Annotated in this window: 29 protein-coding genes and 1 pseudogene; 13 read left to right on the forward strand and 17 right to left on the reverse strand. The window is 52.0% G+C overall.

What is annotated here, in order from left to right; genetic code table 11:
• Window positions 1-34: 34 nt before the first annotated feature.
• Entirely contained in the window at window positions 35-1,663 is a 1,629-nt protein-coding gene (locus tag B150_RS0105845) for a TldD/PmbA family protein (protein ID WP_020398959.1), read from the reverse strand.
• Between the two features lie 191 nt (window positions 1,664-1,854).
• Here B150_RS0105845 and B150_RS0105850 point away from each other — a divergent pair, with 191 nt between their 5' ends.
• Complete coding sequence (locus B150_RS0105850) at window positions 1,855-3,561, forward strand: N-acyl-D-amino-acid deacylase family protein (protein WP_211205926.1); 1,707 nt, start codon at window positions 1,855-1,857, stop codon at window positions 3,559-3,561.
• On the opposite strand, the gene B150_RS0105855 is transcribed toward B150_RS0105850, so the two are convergent.
• The 3 genes from B150_RS0105855 to B150_RS0105865 form a co-directional block, all read right to left on the reverse strand.
• Window positions 3,558-4,730 carry an alpha/beta fold hydrolase gene (locus tag B150_RS0105855; RefSeq protein ID WP_020398961.1) on the reverse strand — a complete coding sequence of 391 codons (1,173 nt, stop codon included), beginning with the start codon at window positions 4,728-4,730 and terminating at the stop codon, window positions 3,558-3,560. The two genes, B150_RS0105850 and B150_RS0105855, sit on opposite strands and share 4 nt — an antisense overlap.
• Before the next feature lie 48 nt (window positions 4,731-4,778).
• A complete protein-coding gene (locus tag B150_RS19900; protein ID WP_020398962.1) occupies window positions 4,779-5,288 on the reverse strand; it encodes a YybH family protein in 510 nt (169 codons plus the stop codon).
• A 236-nt stretch (window positions 5,289-5,524) separates the two neighbouring features.
• A complete protein-coding gene (locus B150_RS0105865; protein ID WP_020398963.1) occupies window positions 5,525-6,625 on the reverse strand; it encodes an MrcB family domain-containing protein in 1,101 nt (366 codons plus the stop codon).
• 133 nt (window positions 6,626-6,758) lie between these two features.
• Here B150_RS0105865 and B150_RS22175 point away from each other — a divergent pair, with 133 nt between their 5' ends.
• Complete coding sequence (locus tag B150_RS22175; protein ID WP_162139659.1) at window positions 6,759-7,310, forward strand: thermonuclease family protein; 552 nt, start codon at window positions 6,759-6,761, stop codon at window positions 7,308-7,310.
• A 629-nt stretch (window positions 7,311-7,939) separates the two neighbouring features.
• Here the strand turns inward: B150_RS22175 and B150_RS0105875 are convergent.
• Window positions 7,940-8,149: a helix-turn-helix domain-containing protein gene (locus B150_RS0105875; protein WP_020398965.1), complete on the reverse strand. Its 210-nt coding sequence runs from the start codon at window positions 8,147-8,149 to the stop codon at window positions 7,940-7,942.
• A 64-nt stretch (window positions 8,150-8,213) separates the two neighbouring features.
• Between B150_RS0105875 and B150_RS0105880 the strand changes: the two genes are divergently transcribed.
• The 4 genes and pseudogenes from B150_RS0105880 to B150_RS23610 form a co-directional block, all read left to right on the forward strand.
• A complete protein-coding gene (locus B150_RS0105880) occupies window positions 8,214-8,585 on the forward strand; it encodes a hypothetical protein (RefSeq protein WP_020398966.1) in 372 nt (123 codons plus the stop codon).
• A gap of 558 nt (window positions 8,586-9,143) precedes the next feature.
• Complete coding sequence (locus B150_RS0105885; protein ID WP_020398967.1) at window positions 9,144-10,784, forward strand: Mu transposase C-terminal domain-containing protein; 1,641 nt, start codon at window positions 9,144-9,146, stop codon at window positions 10,782-10,784.
• A gap of 9 nt (window positions 10,785-10,793) precedes the next feature.
• Window positions 10,794-11,681, forward strand: a complete 888-nt coding sequence (locus B150_RS0105890) for a TniB family NTP-binding protein (RefSeq protein WP_020398968.1) — start codon at window positions 10,794-10,796, stop codon at window positions 11,679-11,681.
• A pseudogene (locus tag B150_RS23610) lies at window positions 11,626-11,970 on the forward strand (TniQ family protein); the annotation flags it as partial. The gene B150_RS0105890 and the pseudogene B150_RS23610, both read left to right, overlap by 56 nt.
• Window positions 11,971-12,502: 532 nt before the next feature.
• On the opposite strand, the gene B150_RS0105895 reads toward B150_RS23610, so the two are convergent.
• On the reverse strand, window positions 12,503-13,660 hold the full coding sequence (locus B150_RS0105895) for a site-specific integrase (protein WP_020398969.1): 1,158 nt from the start codon (window positions 13,658-13,660) through the stop codon (window positions 12,503-12,505).
• 198 nt (window positions 13,661-13,858) lie between these two features.
• Here B150_RS0105895 and B150_RS19910 point away from each other — a divergent pair, with 198 nt between their 5' ends.
• From B150_RS19910 to B150_RS23205, 7 genes are all read left to right on the forward strand, one after another.
• Entirely contained in the window at window positions 13,859-14,575 is a 717-nt protein-coding gene (locus B150_RS19910) for an SOS response-associated peptidase (RefSeq protein ID WP_162139661.1), read from the forward strand.
• Between the two features lie 145 nt (window positions 14,576-14,720).
• Entirely contained in the window at window positions 14,721-15,098 is a 378-nt protein-coding gene (locus B150_RS0105905) for a hypothetical protein (protein WP_155859957.1), read from the forward strand.
• A gap of 226 nt (window positions 15,099-15,324) precedes the next feature.
• Window positions 15,325-16,398: an IS110 family RNA-guided transposase gene (locus B150_RS0105910; RefSeq protein ID WP_020398972.1), complete on the forward strand. Its 1,074-nt coding sequence runs from the start codon at window positions 15,325-15,327 to the stop codon at window positions 16,396-16,398.
• A 693-nt stretch (window positions 16,399-17,091) separates the two neighbouring features.
• Complete coding sequence (locus tag B150_RS0105920; protein ID WP_020398974.1) at window positions 17,092-18,081, forward strand: ComEC/Rec2 family competence protein; 990 nt, start codon at window positions 17,092-17,094, stop codon at window positions 18,079-18,081.
• Window positions 18,082-18,250: 169 nt separating this feature from the next.
• The gene (locus tag B150_RS23200; protein WP_155859958.1) at window positions 18,251-19,012 is read left to right on the forward strand and encodes a trypsin-like peptidase domain-containing protein; all 762 of its coding nucleotides are present in this window, start codon (window positions 18,251-18,253) and stop codon (window positions 19,010-19,012) included.
• Window positions 19,013-19,090: 78 nt separating this feature from the next.
• Window positions 19,091-20,788 carry an AAA family ATPase gene (locus B150_RS0105925; protein ID WP_020398975.1) on the forward strand — a complete coding sequence of 566 codons (1,698 nt, stop codon included), beginning with the start codon at window positions 19,091-19,093 and terminating at the stop codon, window positions 20,786-20,788.
• Between the two features lie 311 nt (window positions 20,789-21,099).
• Window positions 21,100-21,549 carry a helix-turn-helix domain-containing protein gene (locus B150_RS23205; RefSeq protein ID WP_155859959.1) on the forward strand — a complete coding sequence of 150 codons (450 nt, stop codon included), beginning with the start codon at window positions 21,100-21,102 and terminating at the stop codon, window positions 21,547-21,549.
• Here B150_RS23205 and B150_RS0105930 read toward each other — a convergent pair.
• From B150_RS0105930 to B150_RS0105980, 11 genes are all read right to left on the reverse strand, one after another.
• The gene (locus tag B150_RS0105930; RefSeq protein WP_020398976.1) at window positions 21,546-22,244 is read right to left on the reverse strand and encodes an SOS response-associated peptidase; all 699 of its coding nucleotides are present in this window, start codon (window positions 22,242-22,244) and stop codon (window positions 21,546-21,548) included. The genes B150_RS23205 and B150_RS0105930 overlap by 4 nt on opposite strands.
• 86 nt (window positions 22,245-22,330) lie before the next feature.
• The gene (locus B150_RS0105935) at window positions 22,331-22,837 is read right to left on the reverse strand and encodes a hypothetical protein (RefSeq protein ID WP_020398977.1); all 507 of its coding nucleotides are present in this window, start codon (window positions 22,835-22,837) and stop codon (window positions 22,331-22,333) included.
• A gap of 53 nt (window positions 22,838-22,890) precedes the next feature.
• Entirely contained in the window at window positions 22,891-24,012 is a 1,122-nt protein-coding gene (locus tag B150_RS0105940; protein ID WP_020398978.1) for a hypothetical protein, read from the reverse strand.
• A 108-nt stretch (window positions 24,013-24,120) separates the two neighbouring features.
• Complete coding sequence (locus B150_RS19915) at window positions 24,121-24,519, reverse strand: 3TM-type holin (protein ID WP_020398979.1); 399 nt, start codon at window positions 24,517-24,519, stop codon at window positions 24,121-24,123.
• Complete coding sequence (locus B150_RS23210; RefSeq protein ID WP_020398980.1) at window positions 24,519-24,662, reverse strand: hypothetical protein; 144 nt, start codon at window positions 24,660-24,662, stop codon at window positions 24,519-24,521. Before B150_RS23210 ends, B150_RS19915 begins: the two co-directional genes overlap by 1 nt.
• Window positions 24,652-24,846 (reverse strand): hypothetical protein, encoded by a 195-nt coding sequence (locus tag B150_RS0105955; protein WP_020398981.1) that lies wholly within the window; start codon window positions 24,844-24,846, stop codon window positions 24,652-24,654. The genes B150_RS23210 and B150_RS0105955 overlap by 11 nt, the downstream gene beginning before the upstream one ends.
• A complete protein-coding gene (locus B150_RS23215) occupies window positions 24,843-25,010 on the reverse strand; it encodes a hypothetical protein (protein ID WP_020398982.1) in 168 nt (55 codons plus the stop codon). The genes B150_RS0105955 and B150_RS23215 overlap by 4 nt, the downstream gene beginning before the upstream one ends.
• Window positions 25,010-25,234, reverse strand: coding sequence for a hypothetical protein (locus tag B150_RS0105965; protein WP_020398983.1), 225 nt, complete (start codon window positions 25,232-25,234; stop codon window positions 25,010-25,012). The genes B150_RS23215 and B150_RS0105965 overlap by 1 nt, the downstream gene beginning before the upstream one ends.
• Window positions 25,231-25,401: a hypothetical protein gene (locus tag B150_RS23220; protein WP_020398984.1), complete on the reverse strand. Its 171-nt coding sequence runs from the start codon at window positions 25,399-25,401 to the stop codon at window positions 25,231-25,233. Before B150_RS23220 ends, B150_RS0105965 begins: the two co-directional genes overlap by 4 nt.
• The gene (locus B150_RS19920) at window positions 25,401-25,820 is read right to left on the reverse strand and encodes a cell wall hydrolase (protein WP_020398985.1); all 420 of its coding nucleotides are present in this window, start codon (window positions 25,818-25,820) and stop codon (window positions 25,401-25,403) included. Before B150_RS19920 ends, B150_RS23220 begins: the two co-directional genes overlap by 1 nt.
• A 61-nt stretch (window positions 25,821-25,881) precedes the next feature.
• On the reverse strand, window positions 25,882-26,361 hold the full coding sequence (locus tag B150_RS0105980) for a hypothetical protein (RefSeq protein ID WP_020398986.1): 480 nt from the start codon (window positions 26,359-26,361) through the stop codon (window positions 25,882-25,884).
• Between the last annotated feature and the right edge of the window lie 3 nt (window positions 26,362-26,364).

Here is a 26,364-nt window from a genome sequence, read left to right on the forward strand (position 1 = left end):
AACCTCTATAATTCCTTGGTTGCCAATCGCCGCATCAAATCTTGCGTGCAGTGTTGATGACGTTGACATTATTGAAACGGGTGGTCGGGCAGCCGTGCGAAACCGCACTGACCTGAGAGGGCTGACCCTTGCCGTCAAAGAAGGAACCACCGAGGCGATAGTCGGACTTGCCAGCCATGGCAACGCAGCTGTTCCAGAACTCCTGCGTGTTGGACTGGTAGGCGACATCTTCGATTTGGTCGACGATCTTGCCGTCCTTGATTTCATAGAACAGCTGACCGCCAAACTGGAAGTTATAGCGCTGCTGGTCAATGGAGAAGGAACCGCGGCCGGCAATATAGATGCCTTTTTCAACACCGGCGATAACCTCATCCGCGCTCACGTCTTCTTCATTCGGACGGAGCGATACGTTGGCCATGCGTTGGAATTGTACATCGCGCCAGCTTTGCGAGTAGCAGCAACCATGGGATTCTTTTTCGTCAATGATATGGGCCTGGTCCCGGATTGCTTGGTAATTCACTAGCACACCGTCTTTCACGAGATCCCATTCTTTGGTTTTTACGCCTTCGTCGTCCCAGCCAACATAGCCGAGCGAGCCAACTTGGGTTTTGTCGGCGAACAGGTTCACGATCTTGGAGCCATATTCGAACGTGCCGCTCTTCCATTTGTCGAGCGTGGCGAAGCTGGTGCCCGCATAGTTGGCCTCGTAGCCGAGCACACGGTCGAGCTCAAGCGGGTGGCCGACGCTTTCGTGGATGGTCAGCATCAGGTGGTGCGGATCGAGCACGAGGTCGTATTTTCCTGGCTCTACAGACTTGGCAGCAAGTTTCTTTTGCAGCTGCTTGCCGGCTTCGCGCGCATCCTCGACCATGTCGTAGGTGTCGCGGTAGCCGATGTTGGCGCCTTGAATGACAATCTTGTCTTCTGGGCGGCCGTCAAGATATTCGAAGCCGCGGCCCACCGGGTTACCGAGACTTTGGCGCTGCTTGAAGCCTTGCTGGCCCACCGCAGTCGCGAAGAAAGGCGCCCAAAGACGGTGCACGTCCTGGTCGATATAGGAGCCCTCGGTCGACGCAAAATATTTCTGCTCGTTTACGAGGAAAAGGATCGAGGTGATGTAATTCGCGCCGTTGTCCAGCGCTGCATTGTTGACTTCCATGAGGAGGTCAACTTTGTCTTTCACGGGAATCTCGAACGCATTTTTCTCAATTGGCGTTTTCCAGGCCACGTCACCGTAGCTTTTCACAGGTGCGAGCTGTACGGGCTCGGTCTGGAATTTGGAGTTTGCTTTTGCGACAGCAACTGCGGCTTCAGCTGCTTTGGCAATGCCATCGTCTGTCATGTCCGATGTGGATGCAAAACCCCATGTGCCGTTCGCAATTACGCGAACACCGATACCGTATGATTCAGTGTTTACGATGTTGTCTACACGTTTTTCCTGCGCCGTGATGAATTGGTTCAGATAGCGCCCAATGCGGGCGTCTGCGTAGCTTGCGCCTTTGGCGGTTGCCGCGTTGAGCGCGATGTTAGCCATGCGCTTCTTGACTGCGACATCAACGCCGGGCTCAAGCAGTGCTTCAGCCGAGACCATACGCCCGCTGATTGGCAGCATCATCGCCCCCATGCCAGCGCCAGCGATTTTGATAAATTGCCGTCTGTCCATTTTTTATGCCTTTTGTTTGCGTTTCAGTTCCCCGGAGCGGACGATAGGGGTGTTGACGTTCCCCGGTGTCGCCCGCCAGTACACGCGATGGTAGGCAGAGTGGTAATGTGAGTAAATGACTTTCCACCCCCCAACGCAGTGCCAAGACTTAGCCTGTTTTTTATTCTTCAAGTCGTCAAGGCGAAAGAAAGTTGAACAAGTGTGCGTTGGGCGGCTACAAAAATTCGATCAACGCACTTTGTCGTGCGGTGAAACGATTTATCGGACTGAGGGGATGGGAGACGGAAATGAATGCATACGGAACGCGGCGCGCTTGGGCATATGCGGCTTTCGGCCTCGTCGCTGCAATGTATTGTTCCCTTATGGTGCCATTGCCAGCTGATGCTACGCAGCATTCCTTTGATTTTCTCATTGTAGGCGGTAATGTCTATGACGGTAGCGCGGGCGGGGCCCAATCCTATGTGGTTGCCACATCAGGCGATAAGATCGCTTATGTTGGGCCTGCGAGCGATGACATACTCGCGCGCAGTAAACATATATTGCACGCCGATGGGTTCATTGTAGCGCCCGGCTTCATTGACCCGCACACCCATAGCCTTGATGATCTGCTTAATCTCGATAAACATCAAAATATCAATTACTTAACGCAAGGTGTTACCACAGTTTTTGCAGGGAACGACGGTGGCGGACCAATCAATATTGGCGAAATTTTTGACACACTTCAATCTCAAGGCATCGGCACAAATGTAGCGCTTTATGTTGGTCATGGTAGCGTTCGGCGTGCGGTTCTTGGCATGGAGAACCGCGCACCGACCCACGATGAACTGCTGAGAATGTCGGCGATTGTGGAGAAGGCGATGGAGGAGGGCGCTTTGGGGCTCTCCTCAGGGCTCTATTATGCGCCAGGTAGCTTCGCAACGACGGACGAAGTTGTGCTGCTCGCAAAGGCAACAAAGCCATATTGCGGGGTTTATGACAGCCATATTCGTGATGAAAGCACATACACTATAGGTCTCGTTGGCGCTGTGAACGAGGCCATTGCGGTCGGACGCGAGGCGGGAATTCCTGCACATATTTCGCATATCAAGGCGCTGGGCGTGGATGTACATGGCCAAAGCGCTCAAGTTATAGAAGCCGTTGAAGCTGCGCGAAAAAATGGCATTGACGTCACTGCTGATCAGTATCCGTGGGCCGCGTCCGGGACGAGCATCGCTGCCAGCCTCATGCCACGCTGGGCGCTTGCCGGCGGAAGAGACGCCATGCTCCGTCGGTTTGACGACCCAACAACGCTTGTAGATATCAAACATGAAATGGCAGAAAACCTGCGCCGGCGTGGCGGTGCGGCAAGTCTTCTTATTGTCGGTGATGTAGAGGCGCTTGAAGCGCGTACGCTAGAGGAAATCGCCAACGGTTGGGCAATGTCTTATATTGATGCCGCACTGCGCATCATCAGGGAAGGGGATGCCGCAGTTGCGTCCTTCAATATGGATAAAGCGGATATTCGCAATTTCATGCGTCAGCCTTGGGTCATGACAGGCTCAGATGGCAGCACCGGGCACCCTCGGAAATTTGGGACGTATCCGGAGAAATACCAAACCTATGTGCGTGACGAGAAGGTCCTCTCGGAGGCTCAGTTCATCCGTTCGAACACGGGGCTCGTTGCTGACAGTTTTGGGCTCAAGGACCGCGGATTTCTGAAGGTGGGCCACAAGGCGGACATCGTCGCCTTTGACCCCCTCGCTTTCCGCTCTAATGCGACCTATGCTGCACCGGAGGAACTGTCAACGGGCGTGCAATTCCTCCTGGTAAACGGCAAACTCGTCGTTAAAGAAGGCTCGCTCGATATGAACGTCTTGGCGGGCGAAACCTTACGTAGGAAAGAAAAGTGCGAGGACTAGTCCGCCGTACGCGCCAGCAATGCCTTCAGGTCCTCAATCCAGAACTTTGCCCACGTATGGGTGCCGTGGCCCCGGGTTTCGGTACTTTCGGGGATTAGGCGGAACTCGATGATTGGATTTCGCTCCACAGCCCATTCCGGGTAGGGGAAGTTGCGGGGATTGATAAAATCGTCGGCCGAGTTGATCCACATCGTGGGTGCCTTGATTGCTTCAAGCTCTGGCCAAGGATTATAATTCCGCGAGCTATCGAACTGGTAGAGGAAATCATTGGCGTCACGGCGGGCCATATCAAACTCGATCGCTTTACGCACCGAGGTTATCGCCTGGTCTCGCGTTGGGTTCAGCGCCTGATTGTTGATCGGCCGGGAACCTGCAAGGAACAGGATGGAGGAGGCGGTCCGAATGCCCTGAACTGGCTGCGTTTTATAGTCGCCGCCCATCCATGCAGGGTCGCTTGTGATAGCGTCCATCGTCAGTTGTCGCCATTGGCGGTTCAGCCCCGCGATCTGCGTGGGCATACAGGCCATTGGCATCAGTGCTTTCGGAAAGTCGGGGTAGGTTTCACCCCAAATAAAGCCATGCATGCAGCCCATCGACGTTCCGAAAATTAAACGGATATGCTTGAGACCCAAGCCATCTGTCAGCAATTTATGTTGCAGTTCGACCATGTCGTCATAGTCATATCTGGGGAAAGCCATACGCAGGCCGTCCGAAGGTTTGCTTGATGCACCGTGGCCAATATTGTCCGGCAGGATGATCCAATATTTTGTGATGTCTAGAGGCTGACCCGGCCCATAAAGCAAGTTTGCGAATTGCGGCACCAGAAATTGCTTACCGCTACCACCTGTGCCATGTAATACCATGATTGCATTGTCTATCTCACCATTTTTATTACGGTGTGGTTGGCCGAGCGTAGTATAATGAAGGCGCACTTCTGCAAGGCTTTCGCCGCTCCGAAATTTGAAATCACGAACAGTGTAATCCCCTTCGCTCGTGGGCCAATCAAGGCTTTGTGGGGCAGGTTCGGGCGCGGGCTGCAATGCGGGTGGAAAATCGCCTTCCGACGTTGGGCTGGGCGCCGTCAGCGTGCCGGTCTCTTTAAACTGGTCTATAGCCGAATTGGTGGGGCTTGATACCTGTAGTGCTGCAGCGAGGATGATTGATAACATGTTCGTAGTTCCTTGATTGGGTGGTCTTGGCGCAGAATAGGGTGCATATCAGCGCTCAGGCACACCCTCTGTGCCGGGCTCGCCCGCATGGGCTTCAAACGACGATACGTGGTTCATGCTGATCACCCAGCGTCCGTCTATTTTCCGAAAAAGGCGGGTGTTGATGCCTTCTTGTGGGTGATCCGCGCGCTCAAGATGGTAGTGGCTGATCAGAAGCGCAGCGTCGGGTGCATAGACCTCAACGGTCATATCGTAGAAACGCAGCTCGCCACGTCCGTCAGGCGCGCCACCATAGTTTTTCACGTAATTATCTAGTGCGTCTTGCCATCCGCCTTTTATGCGTCCTTTGGAAACGAACCTTACACCAGGGTTTTCAAAGCCGTTCATGTAGCCTTTGAAATCGCCGCTGTTCCAAGCATGTTCCATTGCGGTAACGACAGCGAGGATTTCCGTCTTTGCTTGTGCCTCAACCTCGGATGGGACCTGTGTGGCTTGTACGCTGTACGTTGCCGCCAAGACAAATACAGCCGCTGTCACAGCCGATAGGCGTTTCATCATGGTTTCGCTCCTCGAATACAACGATTGAGAGGCAAGCGTATACAATATGGCTGTGACGCCTCCCTAACGATGTCACCGTAACATTAATTCATTCAATTAGTTATTATTGACTGTCACCAGCCCAAAACAACAATTCTCATCAATTCTTGCTACAGTTGTGCATTTAAAATGTCACTGTGGATAGTGACATTTTAAATGAAAAGGTCGCGACGCTGTAGGCAGAGTAAATCAATATGTCAGTCCTCAGTGTCTATAAGATCAGAGCTGTAAATCCTTCGAAGAACATCAAAGCTAATAACTATGCCTTGCGCCTGTAGTTGAGAAGCTCGCGCCTGATAGAGCTGTGAGAGCGGTTGTTTCTTTTCGTCGGCCCGTGCATGGTGAAGTGAACGGTGACACAAAGGGCAGAGTGCTACGATATTTGAGACGACATCCAGTGACACTTCATACTTTGATTGGGTGCTCATGGGCACAAGATGATGTGCCTCAACATAAGGCCGACTTTTCGAACTGGAAACAAAGGTCTTATGGGATGGATCAACCTCACACTTAAAGTCTGCCCGCTCAATCGCTTCTGCTGCTACTGACGGGCTCCGCGCATATTGTTGAATCCTATTAGAATTCAAACGAGGCACAGGCTTGCTGGCCTCGACATCTTCCTTTTTCTTCCGCTTGGACGCCGCTCGCTCGAGCACAGCTTGCTGGTAGGTATCCTCATTGGCTGGTAAGAGCTCTTGAAGCGAGGTCTCTACGACAGTTGTCAGGGCGTCATAGTGCTCAAGCAGAATACCAAAGTCCCGAGCTAGTTGGGCAGCGGTTGGCAAGCTGTCCCGTTCATACCAGAAACTCTCGATAGCACCTTTTTCATACCCTTCACCCAGATTACCCGTGGCAGAAAGGTCAATGACGCCCGGTGTTGCTCCTTCCGCTATATCAATAGAACGCCGTGCTAGTCTGGCGGCCTCTGCAATCTTCCGCTTTGCCGTTGAAGCCGAGTAGGCGTTGATAAAGGCAGTGAACCCCTGATTGAGGCTCAGGTAGCAAGACTGCATATCCTCGGAGAACAGCAGAACGATGTAAAACCCTTGCTGTGCGGTGTTGGTAACTTTGAGGTTGAAGACCCCAACCCACGGCACACGTGCCATGTTTGAATTTCCAAACGACCCTTTGACAGCAAACTCATCAGCCCTACCCAGCTGAGACAGAAGCTCCTGAAAATAATCAGGTATCAGCTGTTTTAGCGCGATTTGATCTGGAGCCCCGATCGAATTTGTTTTTCCCTTTGTCGCCTTTTTTGTCGCTTCGTAATTTTCAAAAACATCGAGAAGAATATTCACACTACCCCCTTAATTCTGGTCTAACGGAAGCCCAAACATTACATTTGCTGCAATTTTATGGGTTCCTTTGATCCGCAATATACAGCTGTTATTGTGTCCGTCATAATTGTACTTTGGGGTGGGCTTCCGATCATTGGCTATCAAACGAAATAGTTTTGGCCGCAATCGTGTGTCACGGGCACAGAAACGCCACGTCTATGAAACGTGGTCACACCCCGCTCGGTTAAAATCACCTTGGCGTCCTTCAAAGGTCATTGTGCTCGCGGCCATTGTTACGGCCGGCGTCATTGCAAGCTCTGTCTACCGGGAAAGCTTTTCCTTCTCCTCTTACGACTCCACCGTGTATGAGGTCGATCATGTCTATGATGGCGATACGCTCACAATCTTTGTCCCTAACTCCGACGGCCAAAAAACTAAACAACGTGTCAGGCTTCTCGGCATAGATACAGCTGAGCTCAAAACAGCCGAATGTCCCTATGAACATGAGCTAGCCCTTGAACAGCGCGACCTATTGCGTTCGCTTGTCGGCCCTCGCGTGAGCATCGAAGAACACGGCAAAGACCGCTACGGCAGAATCCTAGGCGTCGTGTTCGATGAAAATGGCACAAATTTAAACCAAATCATGTTGAGCGAAGGCAAGGCCCGGCGCTACGACGGCGGCTACCGCGAAGGTTGGTGCTCCTAGCACTCGACGTAAATGGACGGCCCTTCTCGAGCGATGTGAGGCTATTGCCTGACGTCAGCAACCACTCATCAATTGATCTTACAAATGTCGTTATTGACCAGGAGGCACTGTTCTATCGACAGGACCTGGATACTTATTATAGCCATATTGAAGGCCTTTTTAGCTGTAATAGTCTAAGCCAATTCAAGAACTGGTGGTTGGCAAAAGGGAGTCAAGCAAAAGCAGGTGTAGATGCACTTAAGGGTTCGGTGGCGCCCCATAAAGGGTGAGTGCGCTTTCCAGATGCAATTCAACAATAGGGCAACAACACAGAAGAGCGATAGACTGCTATCTTGTTTGTGATTTTAGCTTTTTGCTAAACTCGAACCAAAGGCGCCACTCGTATTTCGCGCGGAGATTTGCAAGAGAGGTGTATGACCTCCATGACTTCACTGACCGAATGGTAGCGGGAGCGTCTCAGGTTGGCAGAATGGAGTTTTGGCTGTTATGCAGAAGGCCCGCATGCAGCGGGCCTTTCGCACAATACGGCGAGGGGAAGCGTTAGCTCACGAAGCTCACCGCCTAGCGAAGCTGACGATATCGTAGAACGTGAACATGTCAATCGATTTTACCTGGTAAGGTGCGGGCTGTCATTTAATGACAAGTAAGGCGGCGGGCTGCTGCTGGAGTGCCGATGCCAGTTTGGAAACGACTTCAATGGTCGGGTTTCTAAGCCCTCGTTCAATGCCACTGATGTAAGTGCGGTCAAGGCCTGCTGCATCTGCAAGGGCTTCCTGCGACAGCCCCAGCTCGGTTCTGCGTTTTCTGACATTTCTAGCAAGTGCAGCATGTATTTCCATACGTGCATTTGTGAAGTTTGTAGACTATAACACCACGGACGATAGTCCACAAAAGGGGGCGCTGATGAACACTCGAAAGGCATTGGCTAGAGTTAGCGTGCCTATGATGGTTGCTGACGCCACGGCATACGTTTCCGTTCGTCGTGTTTTGGCTGAGAACATTGCGATGCAAATAAAAGAAGGCTTCTCGTTTGAGTTGTCAGCGAAGTCCTGGGATGCGTTAGATCAAATTCTCAATTCAGCTCTCAGGAAAGAGTTTCGTGCTCCGACGCCTGCGCAAGCCCGTTTTGTCGCTGTTATAGCGAAGACGTTGGAGCTTAACGTATCAGGCAGCACATACAGAAACCAAGTTGCTGCTGAAGCATTTATTGCCGAGCATTATGACGCTTTTAAAGAGATCAAAGCTCTTGAAGTAGATGAAGGGTACCGTTGGTAAGCACGCCGCATGAGCGTTAGTCGTCGCTCATTCTTTTTGCTCCGCTCGCCGGGTTCCATGGCGTCTCAATCTCTCTAAGGTCACATTGGAAAGTACGCCAGAATACATAATGCAAAAAATTCAGGCATAGTACGCTGTATGAACTAACTATATGAAATATATAGTATTTGGCCATATCTGGTTGGTTGAGTCGGCTTCGTTTTCAATATATTGAACTCAGATAGGCGCCGATTCAGGTAGTTTAAGTTTGACCTGTAAGTGCCTGATATATCCCAATACTATCAGCTGCGACCAAAGCATGCTTGACATGCTTCCGGACACTGACTTCAAATATTCCGACACAGCGACACACAGGAGGTCGTATGGGAATAGTTTCAATACAAAATACCATGGCGTGTAAGCAGGCCGTTCGCTAATAACCGCACTCCTTGAGATCGGTTTTCAGTAGCGACGCTAGCCGCGTTTCTTATCCGCAACAACATTTCACAGTGCTCAAATCACGGAATTAATTCGTTTCGTGGCGCAGGTTTTTACATGCCTTTGCCAAAAGGAGTAGCCATGTCGAGCGTAGAGAAAATACCAACAAGAGTCCTGGAGCGGGCATACAGAGTCTATCTTTCTATTCAGGAACTATATGCGAAACCAACTGTTTCCAAGGGTCTGGCGGCAGCCGTTGGTCTAGGCTTGGGCTATGACAAGCGCACGATCTACCGCAAACTGTCCCAGTTTAGGCCAGATATGTCGGTTGAACACTTTTTACCGCGAAAATATCAGGCCATATGTCACAAGCGACAAGGACGCGTCCCACAAGAAACCGAGGAAATCATTCGGGACTATTTGCTGCGTTATTACATTGAGCGTCCGGAGGATCTATCGCTGACAGAGATCCTGATGCTGATCAACAAGGCCTGCCGCGAGAAAAACACGTCGGAGATATCACTCTCCACCCTCTACCGGCGCCTAAATGATCTCCCGCAGTCCGAAAAGAATGCTACCAGGCGCGACAAATCAGGAGCCAAGCGTCAGAAGATGCTTCCAGGCAAACTTGTCACGAGGACACCGCTCGAGCATATCCAGATTGACCATACGATGGTTGATATGATGTGCGACCTTCGAGAGTTCGGTTTAGGCATCCGACGTCCCTGGCTGACTCTAGCCATCGATGTCGCAACCCGTTGTATCTACGGCTATTATCTTAGCCTTACCAAACCCAATGTGGAAGCCTGTGCACTGACAATCCTCATGGGGTGTACCCCTAAAAAGATCGTTTTGGAGCGTTTGGGAATCTCTCTTGAACCTTTCGTTGAGAAAGGAATTGTTGACCCCTGGCCGCTGTACGGTGGGGCTCGGTTTGTCAGATTTGACAATGCGCGGGAGTTTTTGTCACCGCGTTTTCAAAGAGGGTTAATGTATCTCGGCATGAAGGGTATCCCTCGTCCTATCGGTTCGCCCCACTATGGGGGCCATATTGAACGCGTTATTGGACGCTTCATGGCGAATGTCCACATGTTGCCTGGGACCACCTTCAGCAATGTGGTTCAGCGCAAGGACTATCCAGCCGAGAAAAAGGCGGTGATGTCCATCGACGCCTTCGAAACCTGGATTGCACTCAATATCTTGCGATATCATATGACCGTTCACCACGAGCTGGGTTGCAGTCCTTATGACCAGTTCTGTCGGCTTAAGGAAAATATCGTCTCCGTACCAAAACACGATCTAAGGTTACAGGCACAGAGGGCCTTTCTTAAACGGGACAAACGCGATGTGCGGCCCGCTGGCATCGTACTCAAACACCGCTGGTATCATTGCGACAGACTTGCTCCTTACCTTGGCCAGAAAGTGCTGGTTGGTTGGCAAGACAATGACCTTAGTCGGATTTTCGTCAGTCTTGATGGGACCTTTGATCATCTCGAAGTCCCGCTGGCCCCGTATGAAACGTCATGCCGGTATTGGGAGGTCTGGAACCAGACTAGAGCACGCAAAGGTAGGCCTCACGAGGACCAACGTCAGACTGAATTGGCTGCCGACCTTTTGGAGGCGCAGCTCGCGCTCCCCGACCTTAACGGAGGTCAGCAGGCTCAACGGGAAGAGCGTTTGCAGCCTCAAGCAGAGAGGTCATCTGCGCGCCCTTATACTGCCTCGCCGCTACCGCGAGACTCGCGACATGTTCGGCCAGCAATCATTTTTCATCGATCATAGGAGGGTAGGGTGACTGACAAAAGCTGGAATACTGTCCTCAAACTTTCAGTCGCAGAGCGTATTTATTATCTCCATTTGGCGGTTTGGTGGCCTCTGAAATACGCAATACAGGCGCTAAACGAGTTCGAAGACCTGATGGCCATGCCAGACGATGATCGACCGCGGTGCATCCTTCTTGTTGGCGAGAGTAACATCGGCAAAACGCGGATCTTGAAGGAACTGCTGCATCGCCATCCGCCAGCGCGAGATGCGACAACTGGCACGCTGAGAAAACCGGTCTTATTTGTAGAAACGCCGATCCCGCCGACACCGGAAGAGCTGATGTACGAAATTTTGTGTCAGGCTGGGCTGGTGCCATCGGATACTAGTTTGGGCGGCATGGTTCGCTATGCAGCAAAACAATTGCCAAACCTTGGCATCCTGATCGTCCTCCTCGATGAGTTGCAACGGATTAAGGAAAGCACAAGTAAGGAGTGCGGCCAGACCCTCGAAGTAGCCAAGCTGATCAGTGGATTGCTGAGGCGTCCAGTGGTGGTTTCCGGCACGCCGGAATTACAGGCATATTTTCAACGGGATTCACAGCTACAGCGGCGCTTCCGAAAGTTCGAGCTGCCAGTGTGGCAGCCTGACAGCGAAGCCCAGCAGCTAGTGCACAGCATATTGGAAAACATGCCTCTAAGGGAGGGGTATAGCGAAGCTATTTACCAAGATATGGAGATCGTCAATGAGCTCATCAGATTCGGAGAAGGAGTTACCGGCGGTATTCTTGCGGCGCTCCAGGATGCAACGAAAGAAGCCTTGCGTGAAGGCGAGGAATATCTCACCACGGCCCGGGTTCTCAATGTTACAGCAAGGATCAGTCGCACCCGTCACTTTCGCCTGCCGCCCTCTACCTGATGAAACCCTGCTTTCATGGTTAGAGCGGTTAGCTGAAGCCAATGAGCATGACCGGAGAACATTTTTAGCGACCATATTTCAGGATAGTGGTTTATGTGACCGAGATATCTTGGGTGGTGCGATGACCCACGATCATATTGCGCAATTGTCCAGTCTGACGGATATACCTTTTGAAACCTTGCAAGCAATGGAGGCTGCCAGTAGGGGCGGCATTTGCTGCGACCGGTATGATATTTATTGCTTTGAATGTTGGACTGAGGATCTGGCGAAGGGCAGGGATAAAGTCTATGGTCGCCAAATCTGGGCTAACTGGGCTAGTTTAATCTGCCACGACCACGGGGTAGCGCTTCACGACTGGCCCGCCAAAGCGTCGCTAATAACGCTCTCGCGTTTGGTGCGGGACCATCAACATGATCGGTATCGGACAACCACTAAAGCCTATCAATCTCTCTTGGGACTTCTAAGTAACTTGTCTGTTCAGCTTTTATCCCTTCATCGCGAGAGTGATACAGTGGTGCCAGCCTGTTTTGATCCTCTTGATGATGTGGCAACTGCTCTTTTTCGGAACTTTACACAGCTTCCGGCATTTACCGCGGGGAAGGATGTCAGTTTCCTTCTAGACACAGTCAGCCCTTGGGCTTCGCAGGCACCGTATTTCTTCCAGCGTGAGCAACGCAGATTCTATGCATATGGTGAGGGCCCCAAGGATTTTCTGCGCATGAGCGACTTAGTATCAGTGGCTGACCGGCGCTTTTATCTGGTGGCAGGGCTTTTGGTCCTTGGCCATTGGGGTGCGCACGAGCACCCGTTTCGCTCTTGTTTCAGTGATCCGGCGTGGTCCTGGTTGATGGCGCGTGCCAAGTGCTGGCAGCCGGGGCACCTGGCTCAGCTACAGCCCCTGACGCAAACAGTTGTTTCGTCACACTCCGGCGCCGTCGTTCCGCATCCCTAATGTAAATCATCGCCTGCCGCGCGCTTTTCAGCCGTGTCTGGATCATGATTGCCTTGAGGTCGCACCCCACCTCAGCAGCAGACGTGGCAAGGCCCGCGCGCAGGCTATGGCCGCTATAATCTGAGGCGTCCAGGCCGAGTGTGCCAACATGCGCCTTCACGATCCTGTTGACGGTTTTCTCGCTGATGCCGGTGCTGCGGAAAGTATTGTTTCTGTTGGCGCGCAGAAAAACCGGGCCGGGGGCTGATCCGCAATAGTCCAGCCAGTCCTCCAGGGCTTTGACAGGACACAGCCGGTCGTCATCGTGCCGCGAGACAAAAACGCTTTCGCCGCGCCCGAGCCGGTCGCCCTTGGCGCGGGGCAGGGTAATCGTCACGCCCTCTGCGGCTATGGTGACATGTTTGATGTCGAGATCGGCGATCTCGGTGCGTCTGAGCGCCGCTGCGAAGCCAATGAGCACCAGACATTTGTCTCGAATGCCGAGCGGCGTTCTGTCGAAGGTATCCATCAAGGCGGGCAGGGCGCTGTAGTGGAGCGGTCGGGCCTGCCGCTTTGGGGCGAGCCCTTTCTCCCGAGATGCGCCCCGCAGGATCAGCCGGATGGCTTCGTGGCGGGTATCGAGCGTACGGCCTGCAAGCCGGTGCGCCACCGAGATCGCGGCCAGACGTGCTTTGAGCGTGACCGGCTGGACCTTGATGGATAAGTGCGAGAGATAGAGCGCCACGGTGCCGGGATCACCAGAAAGCGGTTCAACGCCGACACCCTTGCACCAGTCCTCATACTGGCGCCACGCCGTCCGGTAGGCGCGGCGAGTGTTTTCCGAGCGCGCCATTTGGGTGAGTTTCTGCGCCCGAGCATAGACCGCATCGAGGTCCTGCTTGAGCGCTTGCTGGACCGGCAGCCAACCCATGAGGAGCGCAGCATTTTCTTCAGCCGCGCCAAAGGGTGCATTTTGAGGCACCGCCTGACGTTTCGGCGATGGCGGGCGCTTTTTGCCCGATTTCGGCGATTTTGGAGCCTGGGCCATGGCGCAATTTACCACATTTATGGCCGATAAGCACAAGTTATCGGACATAAAATCAAAAGCCGAAAAACCATACCCGGACCAACCAACTGGACCACCCATCAGACCCAATACCGATGATAGATTACGGTAATCGTAATAAGTGTGTCGATTTTACCATTTGTTCTTGATATGTTCTCTCCTGAAATGAGGAGCCAGATCATGTGTGGACGCATGCAAAGCAAGAACCCGCCGACCTGGGCGGAGATACACGCCTATTATAGCGCTTTCACCATCAAGAGGAGCCACCCGGACTGGCGACCGGGTGATATGAATCCGGGTGATCCTGTGCCCATTGTGGCGCTCCGGGACGGTGAGCACCGTATCACCACAGCACGCTGGTGGCTGGTGCCCAGTTTCGCGACTGAGCTCAAGAGCCGCTATAAAATGTTCAATGCCCGGGCGGACAATCTGATCGAGCAGTATCGCTGGTGGCAGGCCCTGCCACCTTCGCTCAGCTTGCATAAGGGATCAGCCTATCTTGCTCCGTTCAAGGAAGGGCGGCGCTGCCTGATGCCGGTCAATGGCTATTATGAGTTCAAGAACGGCAAACCCTATCTGTTCACGCTCACCGACCAGTGGATCTTCTCGGTCGCGGGCCTCTGGGAGTGGGCCCCCAAGGTGCGCACGCCGGATTGGCCGAAAGGGGTGATTTCCTGCACCATGATCACCACGGAACCCAATGCCATTGCTGCGCCCATTCATGACCGCATGCCGGTGATCGTCAGGCCCGAAGATTATGATGTGTGGCTTGATCCCAAACGTGACATGGAAGAGGTGATTGCCTTGATGCGGCCCTATGACGGCGATAACTTTGCGGTTCGGGCGGTCGCGCCGCCCTTGTCGCGCTATGACACCTTGCAGCCCAGCATGTTCTAGAGAACGGGCAGGGCACTTTTCCCCGGATTAAAAAACCAAGACAAGTGACTTTCATGGATTTATGCTCGGGGCTCGATCTGCGGATGAGCGATACGATCACCAAAAGCGGCGTTGGGGCGCCGGATGATCTTAGGGGGAGATGACCATGCGGACACATATCACCACAGTATTTTTAGTGCTCTCATTCTCGGCAGCAGCATCTGCTGTCGCTGAAACGCCCGAACAAACGGCGGCGCGCGTCGTGAAGCTTGAAAATGAGGTGTTGCTGCTCAAGAAAGAAAATGCCGTTCTCAGCGGCAAGCTCGATGCGCTGACCAAGCTCGTTGACGAAAAGCTCATGCCCCTTGCGGCGACTGTAGCAGCGCAAGACGGCAACTGTGCCGTTCGCATCGAGCGGCTTGAAAATGAACGCGACAACCTGAAAAAGCTCGGGCTACAGGAACGCCACCCGGACGTCAGCCGCCTCAGCGCCCAGATCACTGCCCTGTCCAGCGGATGCAAGGACACTGGCCAGCAGCCTTGATCGGCTGCTCAAAGCCAGTTTCCGGATCAACAAGAGACATATGGTTGCAGTTTCGGTATTATGGGATGGGCTGATCGCCTGCATTTCGTAGAACGCAATACGCTGCGGCTTCGTTGGGACCTCCGCCAGCACGACTAGCGATGACGCGTTACCGGGTCAAAGATTGAATAAAATTCGTGTTGCCCATTGGTGTGATCAGCCCGCTCCTGCAAACCCGGAGCGACAAATGGCATATATTGGCATTGACTATCACAAAGCGCAGTTCACCGTTTGTTATCGTTCCGTTGACGGCGGCGACTGTGTGCGGGAATTTCCCAGCACACCAGACGGCGAAACTGCGTTCCTCGAGACTGTAAGCTGTTTTGATGAAGTCGCCCTTGAGGCCATGGGCATGAGCCGAGTTCTGGCCAAAAAACTACAGCAAAAAGTGCGCCGCTTCGTTGATGTGAACGCCAATGGGTACGCTCTCATCACCCGCTCCATCAAGAAAACCGACCGGCATGATGCGCGGATGCTGGCATATGGCCTTGAGAAAGACATCTTGCCTGTGGCCCGGTTTCGCAGCGACGCTGCAATGCAATTGCGGTCCCTTGTTATTGCCCGTGAGCTTTTGATCCGGCACAGGGTGGCGTTTCTCGTGCACCTTCATAACCTCCTCTCACTGAATGGCATCCACATCGAACGCCGCGTGTTGCGTGCGCGGAAAGCCCGTTTGGCACAGCCGTTTGAGGACTTCGAGATAGGCGACCGGTTGGCCTATGAAAGCTACTGTGGGCAGCTGGATCATCTTGTAGAGAACGTTCACCTTCTGGATGCCGAGATCAATCGATGCAGCCAGCAAATGCCTGGCTACGCAATCTTGAACGCAATCCCAGGTTTTGGCCCGATCACTGTAGCGCTCCTACAAAGCAATATTGATGGCGTCGAGCATTTTGACAGTGCCAAAGCGCTATGCTCGTTTTTGGGCATAGTGCCACGCACCCGCCTGTCTGATGGCAAGCCGGCCAAAGGGGACAAGTTTGGCCGTTTCAAGTCGGGCAGCATCACACGAGCAGGTGACACGCGGACGCGGGCGGCCCTGGTCATGGCCGTTAATCGAACACTCGTGCATAATGTCAGCTTGAGGGCCTTTTATGACCGCATCAAGGGCCGAAAAGGTTACCGAAAGGCCCGAACGGCTGCCGCGCGCAAACTGTTGTGTTTCATCTATTATGCCCTGAAATCGGGTAAGCCTGTCGACGACTTCTCGGCGGTCAATTTTGCGCGCTTGGTGGAAGGTTGTCAGCGCCACCTCCAATAGAAACGTAATCCTATCCATTTCGCGAATGCATGCTACACTACCTCAGTGATTGAGGGAGATGTCTATGCGCACGTGCGTCTTCATGTCAGCAGTTCTTCTCTGTTTTTGCGGATCTCTAACGGTACCGGCGGCTAATGCGAAAGGCACAGCGCCCAAGGCGCCGGAGCATGTACTCAACGTACCTCCCAAACAATGTGCGGCGCATCTGGCGGCATATAGAGATGCAATCCAGTTCGTTGAGGGGCGAATGGAGCACAGTCCCGCTGCCATTACATATGTGGCCCAGAACGGCGACAGCATCACGGTGGAGAACAGGGTCTACCGCACCCTCGAACGAAACCGCCAATTGCTCGTCAGTGGCTTCGTTACAAAGGCTCGCCGTTGCCGCGATCAGCAGTCAGGCTAACCAAAAGCCGATGAACGCGTGCGCGTCCGGCCTGCCCCAGCAGGCTTCTTGTCACCCAAACTATTTCTAGTTCGCGATTAAAGAGAGTTTTGCTACTATGCCGCCTTAGAGGGAGAAGGGGGCTAACGATGAACTCTCATGGTTTGCGGAATATTGTCCGTGGCTTGGCGCTGGCACTGAGCTTGTCGGCATGCCAATCACTAGTTCACGCTCAAGCCATTCAAGTTAGGCAAGTATCGAGCGCATCAGATTTATCTGCAACACCGCCAGATGCGGGGCACTACCGTTTGCATCTGATTGACGTTGGAACAGGGCTATCGGTGCTCGTTCAAGGCCACGACTGGAATCTGCTCTATGACGCAGGGTCTGCCGACGATAAGTCTGGCAACCAATCGAGCGGCCGCAGCAAAAGTCGAGTTATAGCCTATCTCTATGCTGCGCTGGGCCCATCTGGCGCCAAGAAATGTGTGCCGGACAGTGACCCCTGGCCGGTCGCAAACCTCCCGGAGCGCCGCATTGACCATATGGTGCTATCACACCCCCACGACGATCACGGTTCCCTCATGGATGATGTATTCGACTGCTATGCAGTCGCGAATATGTGGGACAGTGGTGCTATCAACGACACCGTGTTTTATGACCGCATCATCGAACGGGTAGCTGCAGAGCAGGGGCTTGCTTACAACACCGCCGTTGCGCCGCCCCAGCCGCCTCAGATCAAGGTCCGGAAAAACCATGACCTCTCCGGCCACACCTGGCGGCAGTTTGCCGAGGGTGATGTGATCAAACTTGATGATACGGCCAGTTTCACCATCCTCCACGCCAACGGTCATGCAGGTGGTGACTTCAACGAGAACTCAATCGTGATCCGCATGGACCTCGGATCGAAGTCGCTTCTCCTGGTCGGAGACGCAGAGTCTGGTCCGCGCGAGCTGCCGTCTGCGGCTCTTGGCGATGTGGAGAAGCATCTTGTCGAGCATTACCCGGCACTCATCGACACGGACATTCTGCAAGTGGGCCACCACGGCAGCAAGACTTCCTCCCGGGCTGAGTTCGTGCGCCATGTGTCGCCCGAGATTGCGCTGATTTCTGGTGGGCCGAAAAAGTATCAGACTGTCACCCTGCCGGACGCAGAGATTGTGTCTTTCCTGGAAGGTGAGGGGATTCGGGTTCTGCGTACGGACGCAAGCGACGCGGCTGGATGCGCGGTTGCGGATAGGTTTGGGCGCGATGAGGATCGCCCTGGCGGATGCGATAATTACCTGCTGGAATGGTGATGCACGTATCGATAAGTGATAGTTATCGATAGTAAATTGAAAAGACTTAATTGCTGATGATTGCGAAGTCACTAAGATGCCCTCAAAGTAAGGGCTTTAACTAGACCGTGTTATTATTGTATAGGTTGCATAAATTTCTCTCTTTGGGTGCCAAATAGGTGAAACCAACATGCCTGCAATCTCAGAATTTTCCGTAAAATCGCTGTTCATACAGATGTGTTTCAATGGGCAACCTCTTGCTACTGGCAGTGGCTTTGTGGTCGAAAAAGAAGGGGTCAACTTTCTTATTACCAATCGCCACAATGTAACTGGTCGTCGACAAGATAATGGACAACCGCTATCGCCAACTGGTGGTATTCCAAACGAAGTAATCATTATGCATAATGTGCATAATAGACTAGGGAGCTGGTCACCAAAAACCGAACGCCTTCTAGATGAAGAAGGTCAACCGTTATGGTTTGAACATCCAACGTTGGAGGCCACAGCGGATTTCGTAGCGCTAGAGCTAACCGAATTGGAGGACGTGGCAATATATCCATATAGCTTGCAAGATCCTGGTCCAGATATATTTGTAGGACCAGCTGACACCGTGAGTGTAGTTGGGTTTCCATTCGGTTTGAGAGGGGGAGGGTCTCTCGCAATTTGGGCTACTGGATTCCAGGCAACTGAGCATTTTGTAGATTACGCCGACCTCCCAACGTTCTTGATTGATTGTAGGTCTAGGCCAGGCCAATCTGGGTCGGCTGTAATTGCGCATCGTTCAGGCGGAATGGTGTCAATGCAAGATGGTAGCACTGTTGCCTTTAATGGACCAGTTGCCCGTTTCTTGGGAATATATAGCGGTCGCATAAATCCAGAGTCTGATTTAGGAATAGTATGGAAAGCCAGTGCAATTTTGGAACTGCTCGACGATATTGAAATATCCGATTAGGGAGTTTTCTGAGACCTCATTAAATCGACACTCTGGCAATAATTTTAGAAGTCAACTTCCAGCGGGGCGGTGACCACAATGCAGCAAGAAAAGGAAGTGATCCCCAAAGTCTTTATAAGGGAAATCAGCTTTTCTGATGGCACCAAGATAGAACTTGAATCGGAAGAAATCGTTGTAATGGTTGGCCCCAATAATGCAGGGAAGTCGCGAGCATTAATGGACATCCGAAATCTTATTCATAGGTCTAATCTCACCGATAACATTAATGCGATTTGTGTAACTAATATTTCGATTGGCCGAACTTCTGATGCGACTAACTTCAAGACGGCCTGGGAACAGAATTTCCAATTGGGAAAAGGGTCTGCCAATACCTTGATGGCAGGTCCATATAGAATTGTCGTTGATTGGGCTGAAAGCTACCTAGCAAAAGATGAGATTGAATTTTTGGGTCAGCTGGCACCTTTCTGCTGTAAGCTAATCGATGCAGATTCCAGGTTAGACTCAACCAAGAATCAACAACATGTCCAACCCAACCAGCAAGGTGAGAAGCCTAGCCATTTTTTGTATGACAGCAACGAGCTGCTTGCCCAAACGTCTATCTTATTTAAGTCAGTTTTTGGCGAGGATTTGGTGCTTGACTATAAGGGCGGATCGGTAATTCCCATTCATGTTGGCGTTAAGCCAGAGTTAGAAGCCAATCAACAAGTTATAGATCCAGCCTACGTCGAAAAGGTACGTAAGTTACCATCGTTGCAAGAACAGGGCCACGGGATGCGCTGTTTTGCAGGATTGCTTTTGGAAACTCTAGTCACAAGACACGATATTACATTGATAGACGAACCAGAGGCATTTTTACACCCCCCACAAGCTCGACGGCTAGGTACAATGTTTGGCCAGGAAGCGCCAAATCAAATGATCTTGGCAACCCATAGCATCGACTTATTGAAGGGGCTTTTGGATCAGGAAACATCAAAGGTACGGATAATAAGGATCACACGTGGAGCTCATCAAAACCACCCACATGAAATAAACCCGAGCGAAGTCTTTGAGCTAAGGAAAACGCCAGAGTTGAGATACTCAAACATAATGGACGGTATATTCCATGAATTAGCGGTACTGTGTGAAGCGGACGCCGACTGCAAGTTATACAATATAGTTGCAGAGTTCCTGCGTGAACTTGGCGAAATCTCGATAGACGTCGCATTCTTTCCCTGTAATGGCAAATCGGGCATTACAAAAGCCGCAGCCTCGATGAGGAAACTGGGGGTGGAAACAAGTGGTATCTTAGATATTGATTTGCTAGCGGATAAGGAACACCTGAAGCGAACAGTTAGCTCCTTTGGGGGCAAGTGGGCGGATATCGAAACAGATTGGCAGAAACTCGACACGGTTGTTCGGGACGGAGTTTCTGCCAAAACGGCTGACGAGATTAGGTGCGACATTGGATCACTCCTGACGGCAACTGCTGGACAGGAGTTACCGAAAGGAGAAATCAACGATCTGCTTCGCCAGAATAAACCTTGGCAAATTGTCAAGAAGGGTGGACACGCAGTTATACCACAAGGTGTGGGTCAAGATTCCTATAATAAGATAGAATGTTATCTAAGAGGTATTGGCATTCACCTTGTGCGGGTAGGCGAGATTGAAAATTTTTTTCAAGATGTTGGCGGTCATGGGCCTAAATTTGTCCAAAGAGTTCTTGAACAATTTTCGCTCGATGAAGAAGAATTCAGCCAGATACGGCAATTTGTGCGAAGTGTGCTATCAGGCCATTAGCAGAGCAATATTACGAAAGTTAGTTAAGCTTTCGATTCTCAATGTTCTTTCCGAAAATTGCACATTTACGCAAGGTGACACAACTGTGACACACCAGTGACAAGTTTAGTGACACGTCACAACACACCAGTGACAAGTTTAGTGACACGTCACAATGGCAAGGGCTTCAAGTTGGAAGGTAGTCGTAACAACATAAAGCGCATAATTTATATTATGGGAAATATTAATAAGTCCGTGTCGCAGCTAAACTATTTGTGACCCCGTGATGGTACAGAACTTGAAAATGCTCTTCCCACTATTGGGGAGTTTGTATGAACGAGTATTTTAATCTGTCGCCTGATGGGCGGCTTCTTATCACTGATATTCATCCTGACGCGGCTATTTTCATGAGCAAAGTTTTTTCTGATTTGGCCCGTCAATTAGAAAATTCAGCCGAAGAAAAAAAGCGCAAAAAACTAGAAACTGTTGCTGCAATAACACACCGCCGACACGTGGACGTGCTTGTGGCGATGATGATTGAACATGGCAAATCATTAGATCAGGCTATTTGCGAACTGCGCCACTATGGTGTGCCTGATGAACACTCCCGCTTTCTGTGGCGGGAAATCAAGCCACGAGTTGAACGTTCGCAATTACGCGCGAGGCGAACAACGGCACGGCGCATGCGCAGGAACGGCTATTCAAATGGCGAAATTGCTAGAAAACTCAATTGTAGCGTGCGTACAGTTAATAGATTACTTGAAGTTAGCAAGGGGCGTTAGCCCCTTCGCTCATCAGCAAACAAGTCCGCCTGCCCGTCGTCAACGGGTTCAAAGGGTTTCACTTTCAACCCCGTCCCTCGATACGGTCTGAGCATAGCCAAAGCTTCATAGGCTGGCGTGTTGGGACTTAGCCACTGATTATAGTCACATGGGTCCAGAATGACCGGCATACGGTGGTGAAACATTTTGGCCAGGCGATTGGGTTCGGTCGTGACCATAGTGAAGGATACGACACCGCCCGGCCAATCAGGCGTCTTTATATTTGGGTTCCAGTTCCATATTCCAGCAAGGGCAAATATGGGCTGGTCTTTCATGACGAACTGGACAGGCTTACCCTGAAAATATTCATAGTAGCCGTTCACAGGGATCAGGCAGCGCCTGCCTTGAAGAAAGGGCTTTAGGAACGGACCGTTCACGCGCCTTGTTCGTTTGAACTCCTCGTGGGCTTCCCGGAGCCTGTCGTCCCGGCAATTGAACATGTGGTGCTTGGTCTGCTTGAGGTCCCTCGCCCACTCAGGCACAAGCCACCAACGAGCTTCGGCCATGCGCCGCTCGCCATTTCGTAAAGCGATGATTGGCGCACGGTCTGTGGGTGCCACGTCGCCCGGTGTTCGTTTATTCTTAAACTGTGGACCAGCAAAGGTGCTGTAATAGCCGTGAAGCTGTTCCCACGTTGGTGGCTCTTCGAGCTGCATCCGTCCACACATCTTAATGTTCCCATTCTTGAATGAGAACATATCAGGAACATGTAGAGTAAATCAATTGGATATTACGTAGGAGGTTAGCTGGATCTTTTTATTGCAGCTTCCGTCGCCAACCAAGAAAAGGCGCGAATTTCCGCCTCCTTAACCGAGCCCATTGCCTCTAAGACTGGTTTGAATTCCATGAAATTGTCGGCAGAAACCATTGTAGATCGAAGCTGGTTGAGTGCGGACTTATATTCCTGAAGTTCTACAGGAACAACCGTAATGCGACTTTCGACCCGACCAACTGCTTGATAAAGCTCTGACATCTTGTCGAGCGCAGTCATTTTATCCACTTGAGGAATTCCCCTAGTTTCAGCGACACGCAGGGTGAGTTTCGCAAATTCATTTGTTAGGTCAGCCGACATTCTTTCTGCATAGACAATCTCTTTCTCCAAACTGTCCTTTTGTCGCTGGTCTGCTTGCATAAGAAATGTAGCTAAAAGTACGATAAGACTACCCAGTGCACCTGAGATAAGATTGGATATGTCCAGTTTGGACAACATTCCCGAACCACCATTTCCATTTTTTCTATCGCCAGACATCACAAGTGCCTTTCGGTCGCCTAAAGAAGGGCATCAGAGAACCCAAAAGTCAGTTAGGGCTTCAAAGTCATGGTACTTTCCAAGCCCACATTCTTTTCGAGTTCCTTCATTTCCCGACATATACGCTCCCACTCCCCAGCATTCATCATTTCTAGGGTTTCGCGCACCGTCTGAGAAATCTCAAGTACACACTCATTGTTGGTGACCATACTACTGTTAGAAATTTCTATCTGTTTAGCCTGATCCAGAGTTGCCCCCGAGGACGCCAGCGTTAACAATACGCCTACAAAAGCGGGCAACACAAACTTGGAACTGCGTAGCTTTAACCAACCCGGCGAGTTAATACTATAGCTGGTATCAGTTAATAAGTCCCTATCGTAAAATTCTTCTGCTGCGGCCTTCCAATCAAGGCCCATAAACTCAGGCAGTTCGCCACGCAGTTTGGCAGAGTACATTGCTACGAAATAAGAAACAAAATCATTTGCATCGACCATGTCCCGAAGGTCGATATGAGACTTGGTTACTCTGATCCTACCTTGCGCCTCGTCACCGAGATTGTACTCTTTATAACACAGATCATAGATTTCCTTTTTCTCTGCAATATCGCTAATTTCGATCAACGCTTGCCGGTTTTGCATGAGTTTAATCAAGCGATCAGAGAAATGGGCTTTGATCTGGCGTGTATGTATCCATTTCACATTTCTTGCTGGAATGGGGTCGGCAGGATAAATCCGAGCGGCAACACTATGTGCCGGGTCGAACGTATCTGTAAATTCCCCAATAAATACGCGCGACATATATCCGCTGCCCGGAACAACGACCAGATCACCGGGTTTCGCGGTACGATACAGAGCTTTTGCCTCTGACATGTAGCGCGGGATGGTGGATTGCTGAGCGACTTTGTTCAAATAGGCTGAAATTTGTGAGGACGGCTTATTTTTGGTGGATTGTGAATTCCGATACCACTGGCCGATGTGCCTTCCCATATAAATCGCTGCTCGATGGCGCACATTCTCCAGATCAAGGTTCTGAGGTAATTGAGTACCGGGAATGTCCAGAAATACGGCATTGCGCTCAGCAAAGTCTTCGTAAAATCGCTTCCGTTTACCCGGATGCAAAACAAATACTTTGTGGTTTTCAGAGATAAACCTTGTGTTTAGGTCGATTTTGCTCAACGCCCACCCCCATGGAACTAGTTAAACTGAACAATTGTAACGATAATTGGTAACACTATTAAGCGATTACCATTTCAGGTCAATAGTGTTCAATGTACGAGGACGGTCTTACCTTGTGAGTCCCCTCATCTTCTCAAAGCTCCTGAGCCCACCGAGACCCAACATACTAAATAGCACGGTCACCAGCTCACCGGTGCCGCTCAGGGCTGGCAGCGGCGGTGTCTCAGGGAAGAACGCAAGCTGGAGCCACGCCGCAAGGTCATAGAGCATAAAGTGCCAAGCGAGCGCGGCTGCACAGACCCAACCGACAGCCGGGCGCCAGCCTGCAACAAATACCGACCGGTGGGCGGCTTCCTGCTTGTTGACTTCCATTTGTGACAAACCCGAACTCAACACGGCCATGGTGACCTCGTGTTCAAGCTGCATCTTCTGGTTTTTGTCAGGGACCAGCTTATCAAGCGGACCCCTGACCACATCCAGAATGGTATCCAGTATCGGGATACCCATTAGCCCCGAGCCTTAATTGCGCGCCCGCCGCCATTCTTGACGAACTTATAACCTTTCTTCGGCACTACGCGGCCTTTCACACGGCGCGTACCGGGTTTGAGTGCCGTCGTGCGGCGGCTGGTGGTTTTACGTTTAGTTGCCATGTGCAGTCTCCATGATTTTGTTGATGATGGTTTCCCGCGGCCAGCCGCCGCAGAAGGGTGGAAGGCCCGCCGCACGGCCAGCTTGAACAAGCTCGTCGTGGCTCATGGCCTCATAGGGGTTTGGTTGCGCCTGGGCGATTTGTGACATTGCCTGAATGCGCTTTTTCCGTTGATAGAGTTTCATGCAAGTTTCTCCTTAAGCCGGTTGATCTCAACCCAGATTGCCTTGTTGTCTTCTTTCAGCCCTGCGGTGCTGACTTCGAGCTTTCCCATGCGGAAGAATATTCCGGTGAGAAGCCCGATTGTGGGGGTGCCAAATGCGATGATTAGAAGCTGTTCAATGGTCATTAGCCGCGACCTTTCACGGCCAGCGCTATCAGCGCCCCGACCAAAAGCGCGATGATGGCCCAAAGCCATGGCTCGCGGTTGCCTTCGGTCACCTTGATAGCGGTTTGCCCGGCCTGATCGCCTGAAAGCGTGCGCGTCGTCACCGTCGCGGTGTCGCTTTCCATCCCCAAAAGGTCGCGGATTTGGTCGGCTATATAGGTACTTACATAGTAAAAGCCGTTCATTTCCGGGTCCATTTCCAGAGATAGAAAGCGACAGCCGCGAGGAGAAGCATTTGCAGCCAAGGGATGCCGCCGCGCTCGCCGGTCACGGTTTCAATGGCATCATCAGCTTGGGAGCCAAGCCACGCCCCTACTCCACCACCGGCGAACAAGAGAAGAAGCGCGGGCATTAGGCCACCCCTTTGTAGAAGATGTGGTTGCCAATGATGGCCGTCACCGTCGCGTTCTTGGTCCAGAACGGAGGCTTGATTTTGTTGTTGTGGTAATGCGTCGCACCGCCCGTGAGGTCAGGTAGTTGGCCGCGCACCATGAGGGACGCCAGCTCAACAGCTTCCGCAAAAATCGGGTCAGCGTCGGTCACGGCCTCAAGCTTGGCCCGGTTCGGGTCATTCTCGTTATATGCCGAATACTGTGCTGCCTTGGTGGCTACATTGGCGTAGCCCTCGCCCCACCAGTCGTCGCGGTTGTCGTTAAACAGGTCCATGCGCGTGCGGTTGTCGATGGTATTCAACACCGCCTGCATACCGTCGCGGCCTTGGTCGCGGGCCTCGCCCCATGCGATACGGGCGGGAAGTTCAATATTGCGCACAAGTTTTCTCCAAGCTAGAGCGCCGCCAGCTACCAAGAGGAAGCCGACAGCTAGAATAAGTTTAAGCTGCGGTTTCATCGGGCCAGCCGCCCACTACCGTGTCCCGTTCGGCGCTGGTCAGGTCCACGCCGCTATCAGCCACCAGAATGTCAAGAAAGGCCGCTACATCGTCGCGCTCAAACTCGGTCGCGTGGGTGTAGCGCTCCATGGCGGCAACCACGAGCGGGGCCGCGCTCGCCTTCGCTTGCGTCAGCACTTCGCCGTAACGCTGCACACCAGCGAGGCCAGCGCCCAGAAGCGGGTAAGCCATATCCATAAAGGCAACCTTGGAGAGCGTGGCCGGTGTTGAGGTTTCTTCGGTGTCGCCATCAAAAATGGCAGACACCGGCACCGGTTCCGCGCCGTCGACCTTGAGCGTGACAATGCCCTGAGCGCTTTGCTGCCACATATAGAGGCGTTGGGTTTCGCCATCGGTGTAAACCCGGAGGGCAATCACTGTATTGTCTGGCAGTCGGTTAAGGGTTTCCCGTGTCTTTTTCATAGT

Origin of the sequence: Kordiimonas gwangyangensis DSM 19435 = JCM 12864, assembly GCF_000375545.1 — a bacterium.
GTDB classification, from domain to species: Bacteria; Pseudomonadota; Alphaproteobacteria; order Sphingomonadales; family Kordiimonadaceae; genus Kordiimonas; species Kordiimonas gwangyangensis.

Excerpts from the sequence above, each read along its gene's own strand:
- B150_RS0105845 (WP_020398959.1), bottom strand. The coding sequence starts at position 1,663 with ATGGACAGACGGCAATTTATCAAAATCGCTGGCGCTGGCATGGGGGCG.
- B150_RS0105855 (WP_020398961.1), bottom strand. The coding sequence starts at position 4,730 with ATGTTATCAATCATCCTCGCTGCAGCACTACAGGTATCAAGCCCCACC.
- B150_RS19900 (WP_020398962.1), bottom strand. The coding sequence starts at position 5,288 with ATGATGAAACGCCTATCGGCTGTGACAGCGGCTGTATTTGTCTTGGCG.
- B150_RS0105875 (WP_020398965.1), bottom strand. The coding sequence starts at position 8,149 with ATGGAAATACATGCTGCACTTGCTAGAAATGTCAGAAAACGCAGAACC.
- B150_RS0105880 (WP_020398966.1), top strand. The coding sequence starts at position 8,214 with ATGAACACTCGAAAGGCATTGGCTAGAGTTAGCGTGCCTATGATGGTT.
- B150_RS0105885 (WP_020398967.1), top strand. The coding sequence starts at position 9,144 with ATGTCGAGCGTAGAGAAAATACCAACAAGAGTCCTGGAGCGGGCATAC.
- B150_RS0105895 (WP_020398969.1), bottom strand. The coding sequence starts at position 13,660 with ATGGCCCAGGCTCCAAAATCGCCGAAATCGGGCAAAAAGCGCCCGCCA.
- B150_RS19910 (WP_162139661.1), top strand. The coding sequence starts at position 13,859 with ATGTGTGGACGCATGCAAAGCAAGAACCCGCCGACCTGGGCGGAGATA.
- B150_RS0105905 (WP_155859957.1), top strand. The coding sequence starts at position 14,721 with ATGCGGACACATATCACCACAGTATTTTTAGTGCTCTCATTCTCGGCA.
- B150_RS0105910 (WP_020398972.1), top strand. The coding sequence starts at position 15,325 with ATGGCATATATTGGCATTGACTATCACAAAGCGCAGTTCACCGTTTGT.
- B150_RS23200 (WP_155859958.1), top strand. The coding sequence starts at position 18,251 with ATGCCTGCAATCTCAGAATTTTCCGTAAAATCGCTGTTCATACAGATG.
- B150_RS0105925 (WP_020398975.1), top strand. The coding sequence starts at position 19,091 with ATGCAGCAAGAAAAGGAAGTGATCCCCAAAGTCTTTATAAGGGAAATC.
- B150_RS23205 (WP_155859959.1), top strand. The coding sequence starts at position 21,100 with ATGAACGAGTATTTTAATCTGTCGCCTGATGGGCGGCTTCTTATCACT.
- B150_RS0105930 (WP_020398976.1), bottom strand. The coding sequence starts at position 22,244 with ATGCAGCTCGAAGAGCCACCAACGTGGGAACAGCTTCACGGCTATTAC.
- B150_RS0105935 (WP_020398977.1), bottom strand. The coding sequence starts at position 22,837 with ATGTCTGGCGATAGAAAAAATGGAAATGGTGGTTCGGGAATGTTGTCC.
- B150_RS19915 (WP_020398979.1), bottom strand. The coding sequence starts at position 24,519 with ATGGGTATCCCGATACTGGATACCATTCTGGATGTGGTCAGGGGTCCG.
- B150_RS23210 (WP_020398980.1), bottom strand. The coding sequence starts at position 24,662 with ATGGCAACTAAACGTAAAACCACCAGCCGCCGCACGACGGCACTCAAA.
- B150_RS0105955 (WP_020398981.1), bottom strand. The coding sequence starts at position 24,846 with ATGAAACTCTATCAACGGAAAAAGCGCATTCAGGCAATGTCACAAATC.
- B150_RS23215 (WP_020398982.1), bottom strand. The coding sequence starts at position 25,010 with ATGACCATTGAACAGCTTCTAATCATCGCATTTGGCACCCCCACAATC.
- B150_RS0105965 (WP_020398983.1), bottom strand. The coding sequence starts at position 25,234 with ATGAACGGCTTTTACTATGTAAGTACCTATATAGCCGACCAAATCCGC.
- B150_RS23220 (WP_020398984.1), bottom strand. The coding sequence starts at position 25,401 with ATGCCCGCGCTTCTTCTCTTGTTCGCCGGTGGTGGAGTAGGGGCGTGG.
- B150_RS0105980 (WP_020398986.1), bottom strand. The coding sequence starts at position 26,361 with ATGAAAAAGACACGGGAAACCCTTAACCGACTGCCAGACAATACAGTG.